The sequence below is a fragment of the Mannheimia haemolytica genome (assembly GCA_900638155.1).
Classification (GTDB): domain Bacteria; phylum Pseudomonadota; class Gammaproteobacteria; order Enterobacterales; family Pasteurellaceae; genus Mannheimia; species Mannheimia glucosida.
Map to the genome: position 1 here is coordinate 2,116,197 of LR134495.1, position 18,734 is coordinate 2,134,930.

Consider the following 18,734-nt stretch of genomic DNA (forward strand, 5'->3'; position numbering starts at 1 on the left):
CAATAAATTAGCCAATAAACGCAAGGGCTTGTTCCACTACTTCTACACCAGCTCCTTGTTTAGTGGCATTTTCACTTAAATGACGACGCCACTGTCTTGCCCCTTTACAATGTTGGAATGCTCCGAGCATATGGCGAACAATATGATTTAAATAGACACCCTTTGCTAACTCTCGTTCAATGTAAGGGAACATCTTTTCCACCGCTTCTTTTGCAGTTACAAGCGGTCGATTTTCATTAAAAATTTGCGAATCGATCTCGCCTAGCATTGACGGGTTTTGATAGGCCTCACGCCCTACCATTACCCCATCAACAAACTGCAAATGCTGTTTAATTTCCTCAATGGTTTTAATGCCGCCATTGATGCTAATCTTTAAATGCGGAAAATCTCGCTTGAGCTGATAAACCCGATCATAATCTAAAGGCGGAATTTCACGGTTTTCCTTCGGGCTTAACCCTGTCAGCCACGCCTTGCGGGCGTGTACGATAAAATCATTGCTATAAGGTTGCACTTTTTCGATAAAATCACACAAAAATTCATAGCTGTCTAAATCATCAATCCCAATACGATGTTTAACCGTGACCGGAATTTCCACCGCTTCTTGCATTGCTTTAATACAATCCGCCACTAAATCCGCTTTTGCCATCAGGCAAGCCCCGAACATGCCGTTTTGCACTCGGTCTGACGGGCAACCGACATTTAGATTAATCTCGGCATAGCCTCGCTCTGCCACCAATTTGGCACAATGAGCCAACTGTGCCGGGTCGCTTCCACCCAGTTGCAAAGCCACCGGATTCTCGCTCGGATCATATTCCAACAAATCATATTTGGCGTGAATAATCGCCGGGGCGGTGATCATTTCGGTATAAAGCAAGGCTTGACGACTAAATTGGCGATGAAAATAGCGGCAGTGACGGGTTGTCCAATCTAACATTGGAGCAACCGAAAAACGTCCACGGTAAAAAGGTTGAATTTCGTTAGTCATAAAAATATCAAAATAAAGCGGTAAAAAATCAGCAAAAAATAACCGCTTGTAAGCGATTCAAAACAAGCAGCCATCATACTCGAAAAAGCCAGATAAACATAGTTTCCTCAAGGCTTCCCCATCTATCTGCGCACTTTTAAAACAACCTCAAAACACAATATATAGTGTTTCAACATCAAATCACACACAACATATTGAAGCAAAAATTTACAAAATTATTTTTCTTTATAAATCAATAAGCTACCAAAGACCAATAAAAAAGAGTGTTTGTCAAGACTTGTCTTGAAACTTTTTTTGCATACAATCATCTACCAGTTCCAAACATAAACTTTAAGATAGAGCCTACGAATATGTCTAGAAACCTCTTCCAAAAACGCTTAAATATTAAGCCGTATGAGTATCCTGAGCTTCTTGAATTTAAAGATGCAATTCGCCATTCTTACTGGTTACACACCGAATTTAACTTCACCGGCGATATTCAAGACTATCGCACCACTATTAACGATCACGAACGTCACGTGTTAACCCGAGCAATGCTTGCAATTTCACAAGTAGAAGTAAACGTAAAACGTTTCTGGGGTGAGTTATACCGCTATTTCCCAAAACCGGAGATGGACGATGTAGGCGGTACTTTTGCTGAAAGTGAAGTTCGCCATAAAGATGCTTACTCGTTCCTATTGGAAAAATTAGGCCTAAATGAAATGTTCAGTCAAATTCATGAAATTGAACCATTAATGAACCGCATTCGTTATATGGAAAGTTTTATGAAAGATAAAGATGCTGGCAAAGGCGAATTTGTTTTATCGTTAGTGCTGTTCTCTTTATTTGTTGAGCATATTTCATTGTTTGGACAGTTTATTATTATGATGTCGTTCAACAAGCATAAAAACCTGTTTAAAGGGATTTCCAATGCGGTTGAAGCCACCTCAAAAGAGGAAGAAATTCACGGTAAATTCGGAATTGCGTTATACGAAATTTTACGTGACGAACACAGTGAACTATTCACACCAGAATTTTTTGAAGATTTGCAAACCTTGGCAAATCAAGCGTTTGAAGCAGAACGTGGCATCTTAGACTGGATTTTCGAAGAAGGTGATTTAAGCTTTATCACCAAAGCGACGGTAGAAAATTACATTAAAAACCGTTACAACAATTCTTTAAGCATTTTAGGGTTAGAGCCGCCACACGACATCGACCCTGAATTATTAAAAGAGACTGAGTGGTTTGATATTGAAATTCTTTCAACTAAAGAAACCGATTTCTTTAACAAACGTAGCACCGATTATTCTAAAAAAATGAAACAGATTACCGCAGATGACTTATTTTAATACTGACCGCCCAGACTTCCACTGGCTTAATGAAGACAGCCGTTTATTCTTACAACGTGGCTATTTATTGGAAGGCACAACCGCATTAGACCGCATTCGTTTTATTGCCGAACACGCAGAACGTAAACTCGGCATTGAAGGCTATGCCGATAAATTCTATCACTATATGGCAAGAGGCTACTTCTCGCTTTCTTCGCCAATTTGGTCAAACTTCGGTTTAGATCGTGGCTTACCGATTTCTTGTTTTGGTAGCTACATCGGCGATTCTATCCACGAGATTATGGTAACAACCGCTGAAGTGGGCATGATGAGTAAAATTGGCGGAGGTACTTCCGCCTACTTTGGCGATATTCGTCCGCGTGGCTCGTTAATTAAAAACAACGGTAAATCAGACGGCTCATTTAACTTCAGTAAATTATTTGACACTGTGATTGACGTGATTTCACAAGGAACATCACGCAAAGGTCAGTTTGCCGGTTATATTGATATTGAACACGGCGATATTGACGAATGGTTGGATATTCACACCGAAGGTAACCCAATTCAATTAATGTATTACGGTGTGTGTGTTGGTCACGATTGGTTAGAGTCAATGAAAGCCGGCGATCCATACAAACGTCAGCTTTGGGCAAAATTGTTACAACGTAAAACCGAAACCGGTATCCCTTATTTATTCTTTAAAGACAATGCCAACGCAGGTCGTCCCGATGTCTATAAAGATAAAAATATGACGATTCACGCCTCTAACTTATGTACTGAAATTATGTTGCCTTCAAGCAACGAAGAAAGTTTCGTATGCTGTTTATCGTCTATGAATCTACTCTACTTTGATGAGTGGAAAGATACCGATGCACCAGAAACATTAACCTATTTCCTTGATGTCGTAATGAGTGAATTTATTGAGAAAAGTCAATCAATTCCATTCTTAGACCGTGCAAACCGCTTTGCCCGTCGCCATCGTGCATTAGGTTTAGGCGTGTTGGGCTGGCATAGCTACCTACAGGCAAATAATATTGCCTTTGACAGCTTCCAAGCGATGCAAAAAAATAACGAGATTTTCAAAACACTTCAAGAGAAAACCTTGAAAGCCTCGCAAGAATTAGCTCAACGTTTTGGCGAGCCGGAAATTCTCGAGGGCTATGGTCGCCGTAATACCACATTAATGAGTATTGCTCCAACTAAATCCAGTAGCTTTATTTTAGGCAGTGTGTCGCCATCGGTAGAGCCGTTTAAATCCAACTACTATGTAAAAGATTTAGCGAAGATCAAAACCGTGTATAAAAACCCGTTCTTAGAGAAATTACTCCAAGAAAAAGGCCTAGACACCGAAGAAATTTGGACGTCTATTTTACAAAATGATGGTTCGGTTCAGCATTTAGAACAGCTTTCCGAGCACGAAAAAGAAGTATTTAAAACCTTTGCCGAAATCAGCCAATTAAGCGTGATTCAGCAAGCTGCTCAACGTCAAAAATATATTGACCAAGGGCAAAGTATTAATGTGATGATCCACCCTGCCACACCGGCTCGTGATCTTAACCAATTATACTTAACAGCAGAAGAGCTGGGCTTAAAATCCATCTACTACCAAAACTCAATGAGTGCAGCACAGGTATTTAACCGTAACCTATTAAGCTGCTCAAGTTGCGAAGGGTAAGTAAAGCTGTAAAACTAAAAATGCTGAATAATCATTTATTCAGCATTTTTTGTACCCTACTCTTAACACAAAATTATTTACTCTCCCGACATAACTTCAAGGTAGCTTGAATCAGCTCAAAAGCTATTGTGCCTTGTTGTGGGATTTCAGGTAAGCTTTCCTCACAGTCGAACCATTTTGCATCGCAGATTTCTTCTTCCTGTAGCTGAATTTCACCGCTTTCATAATCCGCTAAAAAACCTAGCATTAATGAATTGGGAAACGCCCAAGGTTGGCTTCCAAAATAACGCACATTTTTCACTTTAATGCCCGTTTCTTCAAACACTTCACGATGCACCGCAGTTTCTACCGCCTCACCGGCTTCGACAAAACCGGCTAAAGTGGTATAAATTGTGCCTTTATGGCGTAGATGATTAGCTAGTAGGATTTGTCTGCCTTTTCGCACCGCCACAATAATTGACGGGCTAATCGTTGGGTAAGCTCGATTGCCACACGCATTGCAGTAAATTGCAATTTCATCGCTTGCCAGTATGGTTTTCTCGCCACATTTTCCGCAAAATTGGTGAGTCTGAAAGAAATGGTTAAGCGAAACAGCTCGATGCAACAAATGAGACAGTTCGGGTGGTCGGTTAATTTGGCTTCTTAAATAAGCAAACTCTCGCTGATTATCCGATTCTAACGCCTTCACCAAATAAGCCGGCGAGCCTTGATATTGCCCGATGGTTAATTTCTCACGTCCACTTAAGCCCAGCTCTTCCGCACTTCCGAATGGAATTTCCCCAGCCTCCAAGGCAATATCAAAATCGCTGACGATAATCCAATATCCTTTATTCATCTTTCAATCCTAATTGTGTAAACAACTTACGTTTTTCATTTTCAGATAGCACTTGAAACTCACCACAGCCTAAATTGCCTAATCTAAACTGGCCTATCCCAACACGAATTAACCGTAAAGTCGGGAAACCGATATGTGCAGTCATTCGTCTGACTTGGCGATTTTTCCCTTCAGCAATACTCAATTCCATCCAACTGGTCGGAATGGTTTTCCGCTCACGAATTTGCGGGGCAATATGCCAAGCAAAATCAGGTGCTGCTATCGCCCTAACTTTGGCAGGCTTGGTCAAACCATCTTTTAATTCCACCCCTTTTGCTAGTTTGGCTAAATCCTCCGGCTGTGGCACACCTTCCACTTGTACCCAATAGGTTTTCTGCTTGTCAAATTTCGGGTGAGCTAAACGGTGCTGAATGTCGCCATTATTGGTCAAAAGCAGCAATCCTTCACTGTCTCTGTCCAACCGCCCGACAGGGTAAATATTAGGAATCAGAATAAAATCTTTTAGCGTTTTTCGCCCCTGTTCATCGGTAAATTGGGTCAGCACATCATAAGGCTTATTGAGCAACACAACAGTGGTTTCCGCAAAGGTAAGCGGTCGTTTTTGCGGATTTTTTTGCAAATTTTTAGCAAAATTTGACCGCTTGTTGGTCATTCTTTTAAAGGTTGGTTGTTTCATTTTTTCAGGTTCGCCCACGCAACAGACAGTAAAATAATTGCCCCACCGATAATCATCTTAAGTGTTGGCACTTCACCAAAACAGAGCCACGCAATCACTATCGCATACACCGGCTCAAGAGAAATAATCATTGAGGCAGTACGGGCGTTGATGGTATCAAGACTGGAAATAAACAGGGTATAGGCAAGAGTGGTACACAAAAAACCGATACAGAAAATCCAAAACCAATCTTGGGCGGAAACACTTGGAAATTCAGTGATTGAGAAAGGCAATAGAAACAGAGTGGCAAAAATATACTGCCACCAGCTTGCTTGCACGCCGGAAATTTTGCTCATTGTACGGCGATTCGCTACCGCCAAAATGCCGTAAACTAAAGCGGATAACACACCCCACAATAATCCTTGAGTGGCTTGATTACCAAAGGTAAATTCAGGGGTAACTAAAATTAAACCAACCGTGATAGCAATTAACAACACCACTTCACGAAAGCGTAATTTTTCACGGAAAAACAGGCTTTCAAATAACGCTACAAATGCCGGAAAGCTGGCAAAACCTAAGGTTGCTACCGCCACACCGCCTACTTTAACCGCCACAAAAAACGTGACCCAATGGGCAGACAATAGGCCAGCAGAGAATGCCAGTTGGGTAACTTGCTGTAAATTGAGCTTTACAAGCGGTTGTTTTTTCCATAAAAAATACAAAGAGATGATGGCAAAAGCAATCACCACCCGCCCAAGCACAATAGTTTCAGCCGAGCTTTGAATTAATGCTCCGAAGATCCCCGAAGCACCAAATAAAACCGCTGTGCCGTGAACTTTAAGCAATGCAAGTGTTCTTTTCTCCACTATTTGATCCTTTTGATTTCATCTTGTGGATCCGGCTTGCGTTCAAACTCGGCATCAAAAGTATTGCCATCTTGAGGCGATTGTGAATGAAAATGGGTGTTTTGCGAGGTAAAACGCATAAACACCTTATTTTTCACGCTGTTAATTACTAAGGCTTGAATCCATTTTCGGCTAAAGGGTAACACGCATAAAATCGCTAAAATATCGCTTAAAAAGCCGGGAATAATCAGCAAAATACCGGCTAAAATAAACATCACCGAGTTGCCGACTGCTTCAGTCGGTATCTTGCCTTGGCTTAAATCTTGCTTGATGGAAAAGAGGGTATAAACGCCTCTTAACTTCACGATCCACAACCCTAAAAATGAAATCACGACCAGCAATAAAATCGTGGGTAACACACCAATGGTCGAGCCAATATTCACCAGCAGTGAAATTTCGCAATAGATATAAAAGAAAATACCAAACAGAATCGCTAAAATAGGCATATTACCCTCCCAACGTTGCGGCAGCGTTTGCCGTCAGATTTTCTGCACCATTGGCTCGCATGACAATATTGTCTTCGGTACGAATCCCGCCAAAGGCTTTAAAAGCCTCAATTTTCTGCCAGTTAAAGGCTGAAGATAAGGTACTATTTTTCCAAGGCTTAAGTAGCATTTCAATAAAATAGAAACCCGGCTCAATGGTAAGCACCATATTTTCCTGTAGCTCACGGGTACAACGCAAACTGGGGTAAACCTCAGGGGGAGCTTTATGGCTGCCTCGGGCATTTTGCTGAAAACCGCCCACATCGTGCACTTGAATACCCAATAAATGCCCTAGTCCGTGTGGGAAGAACGTACGGCTAATCCCTTGTTCAAAAATTTGCTCGGCTGAAAGATGAATAAATTGATGTTCCACTAATAATTGCGAAATCAGCTGCTGCATTCGGGTGTGATAATGCAGGTAGTTCACCCCAATACTCAGCTCGGCAATAATTTGTAACTTAAACAGTTCCATTTTCGCCACCAGCTCGGCAAATTCAGAACTGCTGTCAAAGGCATAGGTGCGAGTAATATCGGAGGCATAGCCATTTACCGTTGTGCCGGCATCAATTAAAAAACTGTGGCGTTTTGCGTGGGTGCCAAAATCTAACGCCGTATAATGTAGCACCGCACCATTTTGATTAATCGCCACAATATTGCCATAAGGAACATTGAGATCAGATTGCTGCGTCGCTTTCAAATATTCAAGGTTGATTTCAAATTCGCTTTTGCCGGCAAAAAATGCCTCTTTTGCTACTTGATGCCCTTTTAACGCTGAAAATTGGGCTTGGTAAATACTTTCAATTTCAAACTCCGTTTTGATGGAGCGAGCAAAATTCAGGCTATTCAGCACTTTCTGCGGGTTAATATGGTTAAAGCCTAACTTTTTGGCTAGCTCAACATCTTCACCGATAAAGGCACAAGCGGTCGGATTTTGGATAAAGGTTGCAATTTCATTCTCTGCTCTCAACAAAATCCACTCAAATTCCGTAGCGAAAAATGCCTCCGTTGGCACTTTGGAAGTAGAAACCCAATAATCTTCAGGGGCATAAAAATAGACTTTCGGCTTATTTTTGCCATCTAAAAATAACCAGCAATTTTCAGCTTGGGGATACGGGAAAAAGTAATTAAAATAAGGGTTAATTTTAAACGGGGCGGTTTGATCGTCTAAAAATAAGGTTTTTGCCTTGCCGGCATAAATCCATAAACCGTCTAAAAAGGCATTTTCCAGTAAACTTTGCACTGTCTGCTGCAAACGTGCGAGATGCGTAGAAAATAGATTTTTCATAAGGAATAAAATGACTCAATTAACTGTAAATAAAGAATTAGATACCTTAGGGCTACGTTGCCCCGAGCCGGTGATGCTCACCCGTAAAACAATCCGTAGTATGGAAGAAGGGGAAATTTTGCATATCATCGCCGATGACCCAGCTACCACCCGCGATATTCCGAGTTTCTGCGAATTTATGGATCACCAATTAATTCAAAAAGAAGTGGACTCCACTCCATACCATTATTGGATTAAAAAGGGCTTGGAATAAACCACAAGCGGTCGATTTTAGCCATAAAATTGCAAATTTATGCACAAAATCGACCGCTTGTTTTAATTAATGACGGCGAGGTTCGTCCTCAAAATCGTCATCTTCATCATCGAAAAATTCACCGTCATCGCCGTACTCATCTTCATCAGCATTCGGATCTTCAAAGTAGGTTCCCCAGCCCTCATACTCAGCACCGGCTTTTTCAATTAATGGCAGTAACTCTTTTTGTTGTGCGGTAATTAAATCGGCATTGAGGTTAATTTCGCTCACAATGTCGCATACAAAAATCACTTTACCGTTTTCGTCTTCCACTTCTTCCGCTTCGGAAATTTCATAGCCCAGCTTATAGGCATCAACTACTAATTTTTCCAATTTATCAAAATCGTGGTGAGCAACGTGGTGTTCAATAATATAAAGGGCTTCAGGATCTGAACCATCGGCTAATAATGATGAAATGATTTCATCGGTTTCTGTGCGTAATTCATCGAAATTGTACATATTGAATTCCTTACTTATTCTGTGATTAATTCTGGTGCAAACCAGCTATCTAATTTGTTCGACAGCTTATCAATACCGATTTTATTCAGTGCGGAATAAGCCTCTACTTGAATATCGCCTTGGAACGGTAAAATCGCTTCTCTTACCATTTTTACCTGCTTAGAACGTGCCGATTGGCTTAACTTATCCGCTTTGGTCAACAGCAGTAACACCGGCAAGTTGGCCGACACTGCCCATTCAATCATCTGTTGATCTAAATCTTTTAACGGGTGGCGAATATCCATTAAAATCACCACACCGCCTAAACATTCACGCTTTTGTAAATATTCACCTAATGCCTTTTGCCATTGGATTTTCATCTGTTCAGGTACTGCTGCATAGCCATAGCCGGGTAAATCCACCAACTTACAATTCGGCTCAACCTCAAACAAGTTAATCAACTGCGTTCGCCCCGGTGTTTTGGACGTACGGGCTAAACTTTTTTGGTTAGTTAACGCATTCAAGGCGGTCGATTTACCGGCATTTGAACGCCCGGCAAACGCAATTTCAACACCGGTATCTTCCGGTAAATGGCGAATATCCGGTGCGGAGGTTAAAAAATGGGTTTTATGATAATTTAATTTCATTTTATTCTCTAAATTTAAAAGATAAGCCTTGCTCACCATATTGATTCGGTTCAGGATTACCGGCAAATACGCCCCATTCTAAAAAGAGCAACATTCCAATAAATGCCGGCATTACCTGTCCTAGTAATATCTGCATAATTCCTTGCGAATAAGGGGCTGCGAGATAACAAATAATCGGTACTAACACCATTAACAAGGCTTTTCCCGAACGATTGCGGTCGTGTAATCGTTTGATAATAATAGCAGACAGGCTAAATCCTGTAATTACAAGCGGCAGCACACTTAATAAAGACAAATCAGCTAAATTTATCAACATCGCAACCACAAACAGGAAAAGAAAGTTGATTCCAAATCCAATCCAAAAACCTTGTCTGTTTAGCCTACCGTTAAAACTAAAAAGTGCTTTATACCAAATCATTTTCTATCCTAAAGCTACATCAAGTACCATCATTACCACAAAGCCCAACATCAAACTTAAAGTCGCAATATCGGTATTGCCCGAACTTTGCGATTCTGGGATCAATTCTTCTACCACCACGAAAATCATCGCTCCGGCAGCAAAAGCAAGAGCATAAGGTAAAATAGCTGCCATCGATAGCACAAAAACTGCCCCAATCACCGCTGCAATAGGTTCAACCACTGCTGACATAGAGCCATACCAAAATGCTTTCTTCCGACTGTGCCCCTCACCTCGAATTGGCAATGCAAGTGACGAGCCTTCGGGAATGTTTTGTAACCCTATTCCGATTGCCAAACCGATAGCTCCCATAATGGAAGCATCTACGCCTGAAACTTGGGTTGCCAAAGCACCGAAAGCCACCCCTATGGCTAATCCTTCTGGAATATTATGAATCGTAATCGCAAGAAAAAGCAAAGTAGATTTTGATAAGCCTTGTTTAAGTTGATCATTTCCTTCAGCTTGCTCAATCGGCTTACTCAAGTGCAAATGCGGCACAACATAGTCAATTAATCGAATAAAAGCTCCGCCGGCAAGAAAGCCAATCGCTGCAGGCAACCAAGCTAAAGAGCCATAATCCGCCTCGGCATATTCTAAAGAAGGTGCAAGCAAAGACCAAAACGAGGCTGCAATCATCACCCCGGCAGCAAAGCCCATCATACTGTCTAATAATTTTCGATTGACCGATTTAAAAAAATAGACAAATGATGAGCCGAAAATCGTACACCCCCAAGAAAATAAACCGGCTAGAAAAGCTTGCCATACAGGAGAAAGTGAAAGGAAATATTCAAACAAGAAACAGTACCAACTAAAATCAATATTGGCTCATTCTATCAAAGATTCAGATTCATTAACATAGTATAAACAAAAGCTCAATAAAGATTTCATTTGTAAAATTTCATAAAAAAACGACCGCTTGCATTTCCCTTTCATAAATACAATGAAAATCCTAACAAGCGGTCATTTTCCGTGAGTTTTTTACCTTTACCACCACAACAAAAAACCGCCTGTATCTCTACAGGCGGCTCTTCTTTTTATTTACTTGTTCTTAGCTTTTTACTTTTTATTCGTTTTTGCTTTGCGCTTCGCTTTTGATTAAGTTTCCGCTTTTGTCACTTTTCGCTTTCACTTAATCCCGCTTAAAATTAAAACCCCGACGATGCTCTACTCTCACATGGCGAATCACCACACTACCATCGACGTCACTGCGTTTTACTTCTGAGTTCGGTATGGGGTCAGGTAGGACCACAGCACTCTTGTCGTCGGGAAAATTCCTTTCTATCTTATGATTTCTTTATCTTTTCTTTATTCGTTCTTCTCAATACAAAAACAAGCCTAAAAACATTTGAGCGTTGTATAGTTAAGCCTCTCGGGCAATTAGTACTGGTTAGCTCAATGTCTCACAACACTTACACACCCAGCCTATCTACGTCGTAGTCTCCAACAACCCTTACACACTTATAGTGTGGGAGAACTCATCTCTTGGCAAGTTTCGTGCTTAGATGCTTTCAGCACTTATCTCTTCCGCACTTAGCTACCCGGCAATGCGTCTGGCGACACAACCGGAACACCAGTGGTGCGTCCACTCCGGTCCTCTCGTACTAGGAGCAGCCCCAACCAATTCTCCAACGCCCACGGCAGATAGGGACCGAACTGTCTCACGACGTTCTAAACCCAGCTCGCGTACCACTTTAAATGGCGAACAGCCATACCCTTGGGACCTACTTCAGCCCCAGGATGTGATGAGCCGACATCGAGGTGCCAAACACCGCCGTCGATATGAACTCTTGGGCGGTATCAGCCTGTTATCCCCGGAGTACCTTTTATCCGTTGAGCGATGGCCCTTCCATTCAGAACCACCGGATCACTATGACCTGCTTTCGCACCTGCTCGACTTGTCTGTCTCGCAGTTAAGCTTGCTTATACCATTGCACTAACCTCACGATGTCCGACCGTGATTAGCAAACCTTCGTGCTCCTCCGTTACTCTTTGGGAGGAGACCGCCCCAGTCAAACTACCCACCAGACACTGTCCGAGACCGCGTTCCGCAATCTTCGTTAGAACATCAAACGTTAAAGGGTGGTATTTCAAGGACGCCTCCACAATCACTGGCGTGACTGCTTCTAAGGCTCCCACCTATCCTACACATCAAAATTCAATGTTCAGTGTCAAGCTATAGTAAAGGTTCACGGGGTCTTTCCGTCTAGCCGCGGGTACACCGCATCTTCACGGCGATTTCAATTTCACTGAGTCTCGGGTGGAGACAGCCTGGCCATCATTATGCCATTCGTGCAGGTCGGAACTTACCCGACAAGGAATTTCGCTACCTTAGGACCGTTATAGTTACGGCCGCCGTTTACTGGGGCTTCGATCAGGAGCTTCTCTTTCGATAACACCATCAATTAACCTTCCAGCACCGGGCAGGCATCACACCCTATACGTCCACTTTCGTGTTTGCAGAGTGCTGTGTTTTTAATAAACAGTTGCAGCCAGCTGGTATCTTCGACCGGTTCAACCTTCGTGTGCAAGACACTACAATCTACGCCGGCGCACCTTCTCCCGAAGTTACGGTGCTATTTTGCCTAGTTCCTTCACCCGAGTTCTCTCAAGCGCCTGAGTATTCTCTACCTGACCACCTGTGTCGGTTTATAGTACGGTTTATAATAACCTGAAGCTTAGTGGCTTTTCCTGGAAGCGTGGTATCAGTTACTTCATCTCCGTAGAGACTCGTCATCACTTCTCGGTGTTAATAAGCGTCCGGATTTGCCTAAACGCTCCACCTACCGGCTTAAACAGACATCCAACAGTCTGCTAACCTAACCTTCTCCGTCCCCACATCGCAGTTATTACAAGTACGGGAATATTAACCCGTTTCCCATCGACTACGCTTTTCAGCCTCGCCTTAGGGGCCGACTCACCCTGCCCCGATTAACGTTGGACAGGAACCCTTGGTCTTCCGGCGAACGAGTTTTTCACTCGTTTTATCGTTACTTATGTCAGCATTCGCACTTGTGATATCTCCAGCAGACTTCTCAATCCACCTTCATCGACTTACACAACGCTCCCCTACCCAACAGACTTTCATCTGATGCCGCAGCTTCGGTGCTATATTTGAGCCCCGTTACATCTTCCGCGCAGGCCGACTCGACTAGTGAGCTATTACGCTTTCTTTAAATGATGGCTGCTTCTAAGCCAACATCCTAGCTGTCTAAGCCTTCCCACTTCGTTTCCCACTTAATATAGACTTTGGGACCTTAGCTGGCGGTCTGGGTTGTTTCCCTCTCCACGATGGACGTTAGCACCCACCGTGTGTCTCCTGAGTATCACTCTTCGGTATTCGCAGTTTGCATCGGGTTGGTAATCCGGGATGGACCCCTAGCCGAAACAGTGCTCTACCCCCGAAGGTGTCCGCTCAAGGCTCTACCTAAATAGATTTCGGGGAGAACCAGCTATCTCCCGGTTTGATTGGCCTTTCACCCCCAGCCACAAGTCATCCGCTAATTTTTCAACATTAGTCGGTTCGGTCCTCCAGTTAGTGTTACCCAACCTTCAACCTGCCCATGGCTAGATCACCGGGTTTCGGGTCTATACCTTGCAACTAGACGCCCAGTTAAGACTCGGTTTCCCTTCGGCTCCCTTATTCAGTTAACCTTGCTACAAAATATAAGTCGCTGACCCATTATACAAAAGGTACGCAGTCACAGAATAAATCTGCTCCCACTGCTTGTACGCACAAGGTTTCAGGTTCTATTTCACTCCCCTCGCCGGGGTTCTTTTCGCCTTTCCTTCACAGTACTGGTTCACTATCGGTCAATCAGGAGTATTTAGCCTTGGAGGATGGTCCCCCCATCTTCAAACAGGATATCACGTGTCCCGCCCTACTTGTTGTTAGCCTAGTACCACAATGGAGTTTTAAGGTACGGGATTATCACCCTCTACGATTGTCCTTCCCAGAACATTCCCCTAACTTCACTGCTATCACTAACTGGCTCTTTCGCGTTCGCTCGCCGCTACTAACGAAATCTCGGTTGATTTCTTTTCCTCGGGGTACTTAGATGTTTCAGTTCTCCCGGTTTGCCTCACACAGCTATGTATTCACTGGGTGATAGTAGGTTCTTCACCTACTGGGTTTCCCCATTCGGACATCTTGGATTAAACGCCTCTTATCGACTCATCCAAGCTTTTCGCAGATTAGCACGTCCTTCATCGCCTCTGATTGCCAAGGCATCCACCTTGTGCGCTTAGTCACTTAACTATACAACCTCAAATGTTTTCTAAAACTTCTTAGAAATAAAAAGTAAAAAACAATGAAGTCAGTTTTACAACTAAACACTTGACTGCTTTTGTTCAGTCAAGATTTTTTCTACTCAGACTTTCACTTGGGGACATATCTAATATGTCCCTACAGAAAATCTCTCAGTTTTTCAGCTTGTTTCTATATTGTTAAAGAACAAAGATAATGGCTTTCGCCTATCATCATACCTAAAATTGCAAATAATCCGGTATTTTTAACCGCTTGTAATCTTAGGTATGATGATAAAGTCACGATGATTGGTGGAGATAAGCGGGATCGAACCGCTGACCTCCTGCGTGCAAGGCAGGCGCTCTCCCAGCTGAGCTATATCCCCATTTCATCTTCCGTTTTCTTCACTCATAGTCGCTTCGCTTTCGCTTGCCTTCTGAGTGGTGGGTCTGAGTGGACTTGAACCACCGACCTCACCCTTATCAGGGGTGCGCTCTAACCACCTGAGCTACAGACCCAACGGATGACCTTCGGTTTTTGTCTTCTTTTATCAAACAATCTGTGTGAACACTTGCTGTCGTTCTCGATTTTGGTAAGGAGGTGATCCAACCGCAGGTTCCCCTACGGTTACCTTGTTACGACTTCACCCCAGTCATGAATCATACCGTGGTAAACGCCCCCCTTTCGGTTAAGCTATCTACTTCTGGTACAACCCACTCCCATGGTGTGACGGGCGGTGTGTACAAGGCCCGGGAACGTATTCACCGCAACATTCTGATTTGCGATTACTAGCGATTCCGACTTCATGGAGTCGAGTTGCAGACTCCAATCCGGACTTAGACGTACTTTCTGAGATTCGCTCCCCATCGCTGGCTCGCCGCCCTCTGTATACGCCATTGTAGCACGTGTGTAGCCCTACTCGTAAGGGCCATGATGACTTGACGTCATCCCCACCTTCCTCCGGTTTATCACCGGCAGTCTCCTTTGAGTTCCCGACCGAATCGCTGGCAACAAAGGATAAGGGTTGCGCTCGTTGCGGGACTTAACCCAACATTTCACAACACGAGCTGACGACAGCCATGCAGCACCTGTCTCAGAGCTCCCGAAGGCACCCTCGTATCTCTACAAGGTTCTCTGGATGTCAAGAGTAGGTAAGGTTCTTCGCGTTGCATCGAATTAAACCACATGCTCCACCGCTTGTGCGGGCCCCCGTCAATTCATTTGAGTTTTAACCTTGCGGCCGTACTCCCCAGGCGGTCGATTTATCACGTTAGCTACGGGCACCAAGCTTAAAGCCCAATCCCCAAATCGACAGCGTTTACGGCGTGGACTACCAGGGTATCTAATCCTGTTTGCTCCCCACGCTTTCGCACATGAGCGTCAGTACATTCCCAAGGGGCTGCCTTCGCCTTCGGTATTCCTCCACATCTCTACGCATTTCACCGCTACACGTGGAATTCTACCCCTCCCTAAAGTACTCTAGTTGTCCAGTCTGAAATGCAATTCCCAGGTTAAGCCCGGGGCTTTCACACCTCACTTAAACAACCGCCTGCGTGCCCTTTACGCCCAGTTATTCCGATTAACGCTCGCACCCCCCGTATTACCGCGGCTGCTGGCACGGAGTTAGCCGGTGCTTCTTCTGTGATTAACGTCAATCGACTGTTCTATTAAAACAGTCGCCTTCCTCGTCACCGAAAGAACTTTACAACCCGAAGGCCTTCTTCATTCACGCGGCATGGCTGCATCAGGGTTCCCCCCATTGTGCAATATTCCCCACTGCTGCCTCCCGTAGGAGTCTGGACCGTGTCTCAGTTCCAGTGTGGCTGGTCATCCTCTCAGACCAGCTAGAGATCGCGGGCTTGGTGAGCCTTTACCTCACCAACTACCTAATCCCACTTGGGCTCATCTTATGGCAGGTGGCCAAATGGTCCCACCCTTTAGTCCTAAGACATTACGCGGTATTAGCTACCGTTTCCAGTAGTTATCCCCCTCCATAAGCCAGATTCCCAAGCATTACTCACCCGTCCGCCACTCGTCAGCAAAGAAGCAAGCTTCTTCCTGCTACCGTTCGACTTGCATGTGTTAAGCCTGCCGCCAGCGTTCAATCTGAGCCATGATCAAACTCTTCAATTCAAAAAGTTTAATCGCTCAATACTGCTGACATAAAATCGCACTTTCAAATTTAAACCTAATTAAAATCAGGTTAAACGAAAGTAATGAATTTCTAGTTAGCACCTATTAAGACTTCAAAATTAAAAAAATATTTTCAATCAAGTCAATCAACAAGTGCCCACACAGATTGTCTGATAAATTGTTAAAGAACAAAAAGAAACGACGCACTGGAAATCAATTTTAAATCGTTCACAACAGTGCGTCGTTGTGTGCTGCGTATTATAGGGAAAAACAAAAACAACGCAAGCGGTTTTTGTAAAAAATTTGAAAAAAATCACCGCTTGCGTATTTTTACGGCAAAACGAGTATTAATTTAGCTAAATTTGCCATTTATTTGTTCTTTTAGCCCACTTTGTCTTTCGGTTTTAGCTCCAACACTATATTTCCACACTTTTTCGCTACCAAATAAGGTAAATTTATCTTTCGCTCTTGTGATTGCCGTGTAAATTAACTCTTTCGTCAGCACCGGGGAAATCGAATGCGGTAACACCAATACTGTATGTTCAAATTCAGATCCTTGCGATTTATGCACCGTCATAATATAAGCCGTTTCATAATTTGAAACCCTGCCTAACGGCAAACTATGGTGTTCTCTATTTTCTTGTAACGAATCAAAATAAACTCGGCTTTCCCCATTTTCGTCAGGCAAAATGATGCCAACATCACCACTGGCAATGCTATTTATCGGCATATTTTCTGTCATTAAAATCGGTTTTCCGATATAACGATCTCGGCTATGATTAAATTTCACCAACCCAGCTCTGCGTAGTCCTTCTGCAATCGCAATATTAAGGCGTTCAACACCGAGTTCACTTACCCTTAAGGCTGATAAAATGCGGACTTTTTGGAATTTCTCAAAAATCGCTTTCACACTCACTGAATGTGGATTTTTCTCCCGTTTTTGAACCGCTTGCAAATAATCACGATAAAGTTCAACTGCCTTATCCACCACCATTTGCACACTTTTTTCAATCCAACTTGATTTATCTGTTACCTCTTTCGTTTCCGGATAACAGCAGTTTTCTAACTTATTGCTGCTTTTATATTTAGCAAAAATCTCCCACGAAAGATTAATTTTTTGCTCATTTACTGCATTTGCCAGCTCGCCAATCCACGCTTTTTCACCAAATCGATAACTATGCTTTAAGTGCGATAAACAGTCACCAATCGGCAACGCATTACCGACTTCAATTTGGTAACCGGTAACATCTTTCAGGTAATCACAATGTGATTGGCTATAACCATTCTCGATAAAAGAACCTAGTTCTCCCATAATCGATCCTGCCTCTACAGAGGCAAGCTGATCTTTATCCCCCAGCATTATCAAGCGAGAGTTTGGTTTGAGGGCTTGAACAATTTTCTCCATCATCGATAAATCAATCATTGAAGCCTCATCTAATACTACCAAATCATAATGCCACGGGTTTTTGGCGTGATATTTGGTTTCTTCACTCAATGGTCTAGCCCCAAGCAAACGATGAATTGTCACAGCTTGTGTTGGAATAGCCTGTTTTAACGCCTCAGATAAGCCCTTCTCTTCCGCCAGCTTACTTTCCAGCGACTCCTTCATTCTTGCCGCTGCTTTTCCTGTTGGTGCAGCCAGAGCTATTTGCAAATATGGTTTTTGTAGTGCTTGCTGTTTTAATTGCAGCCCGAGTAATAATTTCACCACTGTCGTGGTTTTTCCTGTTCCCGGCCCACCTGAAATTAAGCTAAATGGCTTTTCCAGTGCCGTTGCCACTGCAACTTTTTGCCAATTGACTGTTTGAGATTGCTCAGTAAATAATTGATTGAGAATGTTTTTATTTAATTCGGTATTTGCAAATTTTTCCGAAAAACCAACCGCTTGTTGTAAATAACCGGCAATTCGATGTTCCGCTTGCCAGTAGCGATAAAAATAGAGCAAACCGTTTTGGAATAACATCGGTTTAATTGTTTCGGGAGAATGGCTAAAAGCGATATGATTTTTCAGCACGCTCTGCCATTCAAGCGGTGGAATTTGCTCAATTTTTTGCAAAATTTGTTCGAGCAAATGATAAGTTTGTGGCTTGCTATTTAATTCAAAAAGAGAAGAAAGGCTGAGATTTTCTAAACGTAATGCCGTATGCCCAAGCCCCACTTGGTAAGAAACCAACGCAGCAGCTAACACCGCTAAATCTTGTTCTAAAGGCGAATAACCATAAGGTTTCTGTTTGTTATCAATAAAACGGGCAAATTGATAATTTAAGTCAGAAATCACCTTCTCTTGTTTAAGTTCCAATAATAAATTTAGCATAATCAAACCTTGAATCAACCACCTTGCATAGGTGGTAATACTAATCTTTTTTGCATTATTTTCTAAGGGATTTTTTAT

At 43.0% G+C, this 18,734-nt stretch carries 14 protein-coding genes, 2 tRNA genes and 3 rRNA genes; 3 read left to right on the top strand and 16 right to left on the bottom strand.

Annotation, left to right across the window (positions count from 1 at the left end; genetic code table 11):
- Positions 1-7 precede the first annotated feature (7 nt).
- The gene (gene dusA, locus EL242_RS10345) at positions 8-985 is read right to left on the bottom strand and encodes a tRNA dihydrouridine(20/20a) synthase DusA (RefSeq protein ID WP_126302519.1); all 978 of its coding nucleotides are present in this window, start codon (positions 983-985) and stop codon (positions 8-10) included.
- 350 nt (positions 986-1,335) lie between these two features.
- Between dusA and EL242_RS10350 the strand changes: the two genes are divergently transcribed.
- Both EL242_RS10350 and EL242_RS10355 read left to right on the top strand, forming a co-directional pair.
- The gene (locus EL242_RS10350; protein WP_006253235.1) at positions 1,336-2,313 is read left to right on the top strand and encodes a ribonucleotide-diphosphate reductase subunit beta; all 978 of its coding nucleotides are present in this window, start codon (positions 1,336-1,338) and stop codon (positions 2,311-2,313) included.
- The gene (locus EL242_RS10355) at positions 2,300-3,967 is read left to right on the top strand and encodes a ribonucleoside-diphosphate reductase subunit alpha (RefSeq protein WP_126302520.1); all 1,668 of its coding nucleotides are present in this window, start codon (positions 2,300-2,302) and stop codon (positions 3,965-3,967) included. Before EL242_RS10350 ends, EL242_RS10355 begins: the two co-directional genes overlap by 14 nt.
- 73 nt (positions 3,968-4,040) lie before the next feature.
- On the opposite strand, the gene nudC is transcribed toward EL242_RS10355, so the two are convergent.
- Genes nudC through pepQ form a run of 5 tightly spaced genes read right to left on the bottom strand, consistent with a single transcriptional unit; the run spans position 4,041 to position 8,132 of the window.
- Positions 4,041-4,802 (bottom strand): NAD(+) diphosphatase, encoded by a 762-nt coding sequence (gene nudC / locus EL242_RS10360; protein ID WP_006249791.1) that lies wholly within the window; start codon positions 4,800-4,802, stop codon positions 4,041-4,043.
- Positions 4,795-5,454: a pseudouridine synthase gene (locus EL242_RS10365; RefSeq protein ID WP_232019711.1), complete on the bottom strand. Its 660-nt coding sequence runs from the start codon at positions 5,452-5,454 to the stop codon at positions 4,795-4,797. The genes nudC and EL242_RS10365 overlap by 8 nt, the downstream gene beginning before the upstream one ends.
- A 20-nt stretch (positions 5,455-5,474) precedes the next feature.
- The gene (locus EL242_RS10370; RefSeq protein WP_126302522.1) at positions 5,475-6,323 is read right to left on the bottom strand and encodes a DMT family transporter; all 849 of its coding nucleotides are present in this window, start codon (positions 6,321-6,323) and stop codon (positions 5,475-5,477) included.
- On the bottom strand, positions 6,323-6,808 hold the full coding sequence (locus tag EL242_RS10375) for an FxsA family protein (protein ID WP_126302523.1): 486 nt from the start codon (positions 6,806-6,808) through the stop codon (positions 6,323-6,325). The genes EL242_RS10370 and EL242_RS10375 overlap by 1 nt, the downstream gene beginning before the upstream one ends.
- Before the next feature lies 1 nt (position 6,809).
- A complete protein-coding gene (gene pepQ, locus EL242_RS10380; RefSeq protein WP_126302524.1) occupies positions 6,810-8,132 on the bottom strand; it encodes a Xaa-Pro dipeptidase in 1,323 nt (440 codons plus the stop codon).
- Between the two features lie 10 nt (positions 8,133-8,142).
- Between pepQ and tusA the strand changes: the two genes are divergently transcribed.
- Positions 8,143-8,385 (top strand): sulfurtransferase TusA, encoded by a 243-nt coding sequence (tusA, locus tag EL242_RS10385; RefSeq protein WP_126302525.1) that lies wholly within the window; start codon positions 8,143-8,145, stop codon positions 8,383-8,385.
- A gap of 66 nt (positions 8,386-8,451) precedes the next feature.
- Here the strand turns inward: tusA and rraB are convergent, their stop codons facing one another.
- The 10 genes from rraB to recD form a co-directional block, all read right to left on the bottom strand.
- A complete protein-coding gene (gene rraB, locus EL242_RS10390; protein WP_126302526.1) occupies positions 8,452-8,883 on the bottom strand; it encodes a ribonuclease E inhibitor RraB in 432 nt (143 codons plus the stop codon).
- A gap of 14 nt (positions 8,884-8,897) precedes the next feature.
- Entirely contained in the window at positions 8,898-9,509 is a 612-nt protein-coding gene (yihA, locus tag EL242_RS10395) for a ribosome biogenesis GTP-binding protein YihA/YsxC (protein ID WP_126302527.1), read from the bottom strand.
- A gap of 1 nt (position 9,510) precedes the next feature.
- Positions 9,511-9,927 (bottom strand): DUF805 domain-containing protein, encoded by a 417-nt coding sequence (locus EL242_RS10400; protein WP_126302528.1) that lies wholly within the window; start codon positions 9,925-9,927, stop codon positions 9,511-9,513.
- A 3-nt stretch (positions 9,928-9,930) separates the two neighbouring features.
- Positions 9,931-10,761: a ZIP family metal transporter gene (locus tag EL242_RS10405; protein WP_126302529.1), complete on the bottom strand. Its 831-nt coding sequence runs from the start codon at positions 10,759-10,761 to the stop codon at positions 9,931-9,933.
- Positions 10,762-11,117: 356 nt separating this feature from the next.
- Positions 11,118-11,233: ribosomal RNA gene (gene rrf / locus EL242_RS10410) — 5S ribosomal RNA — on the bottom strand.
- A gap of 89 nt (positions 11,234-11,322) precedes the next feature.
- Positions 11,323-14,221, bottom strand: a 23S ribosomal RNA gene (locus EL242_RS10415).
- 297 nt (positions 14,222-14,518) lie between these two features.
- A tRNA-Ala gene (locus EL242_RS10420) sits at positions 14,519-14,594 on the bottom strand.
- Between the two features lie 56 nt (positions 14,595-14,650).
- A tRNA-Ile gene (locus EL242_RS10425) sits at positions 14,651-14,727 on the bottom strand.
- Positions 14,728-14,802: 75 nt separating this feature from the next.
- Positions 14,803-16,342: ribosomal RNA gene (locus tag EL242_RS10430) — 16S ribosomal RNA — on the bottom strand.
- The 16S, 23S and 5S rRNA genes sit together here with 2 tRNA genes alongside, the layout of an rRNA operon.
- A 352-nt stretch (positions 16,343-16,694) precedes the next feature.
- Positions 16,695-18,656, bottom strand: coding sequence for an exodeoxyribonuclease V subunit alpha (gene recD, locus EL242_RS10435; RefSeq protein ID WP_126302530.1), 1,962 nt, complete (start codon positions 18,654-18,656; stop codon positions 16,695-16,697).
- Between the last annotated feature and the right edge of the window lie 78 nt (positions 18,657-18,734).

Excerpts from the sequence above, each read along its gene's own strand:
- EL242_RS10365 (WP_232019711.1), bottom strand. The coding sequence starts at position 5,454 with ATGACCAACAAGCGGTCAAATTTTGCTAAAAATTTGCAAAAAAATCCG.
- dusA (WP_126302519.1), bottom strand. The coding sequence starts at position 985 with ATGACTAACGAAATTCAACCTTTTTACCGTGGACGTTTTTCGGTTGCT.
- rraB (WP_126302526.1), bottom strand. The coding sequence starts at position 8,883 with ATGTACAATTTCGATGAATTACGCACAGAAACCGATGAAATCATTTCA.
- EL242_RS10355 (WP_126302520.1), top strand. The coding sequence starts at position 2,300 with ATGACTTATTTTAATACTGACCGCCCAGACTTCCACTGGCTTAATGAA.
- EL242_RS10400 (WP_126302528.1), bottom strand. The coding sequence starts at position 9,927 with ATGATTTGGTATAAAGCACTTTTTAGTTTTAACGGTAGGCTAAACAGA.
- nudC (WP_006249791.1), bottom strand. The coding sequence starts at position 4,802 with ATGAATAAAGGATATTGGATTATCGTCAGCGATTTTGATATTGCCTTG.
- EL242_RS10350 (WP_006253235.1), top strand. The coding sequence starts at position 1,336 with ATGTCTAGAAACCTCTTCCAAAAACGCTTAAATATTAAGCCGTATGAG.
- EL242_RS10375 (WP_126302523.1), bottom strand. The coding sequence starts at position 6,808 with ATGCCTATTTTAGCGATTCTGTTTGGTATTTTCTTTTATATCTATTGC.
- pepQ (WP_126302524.1), bottom strand. The coding sequence starts at position 8,132 with ATGAAAAATCTATTTTCTACGCATCTCGCACGTTTGCAGCAGACAGTG.
- recD (WP_126302530.1), bottom strand. The coding sequence starts at position 18,656 with ATGCTAAATTTATTATTGGAACTTAAACAAGAGAAGGTGATTTCTGAC.
- tusA (WP_126302525.1), top strand. The coding sequence starts at position 8,143 with ATGACTCAATTAACTGTAAATAAAGAATTAGATACCTTAGGGCTACGT.
- yihA (WP_126302527.1), bottom strand. The coding sequence starts at position 9,509 with ATGAAATTAAATTATCATAAAACCCATTTTTTAACCTCCGCACCGGAT.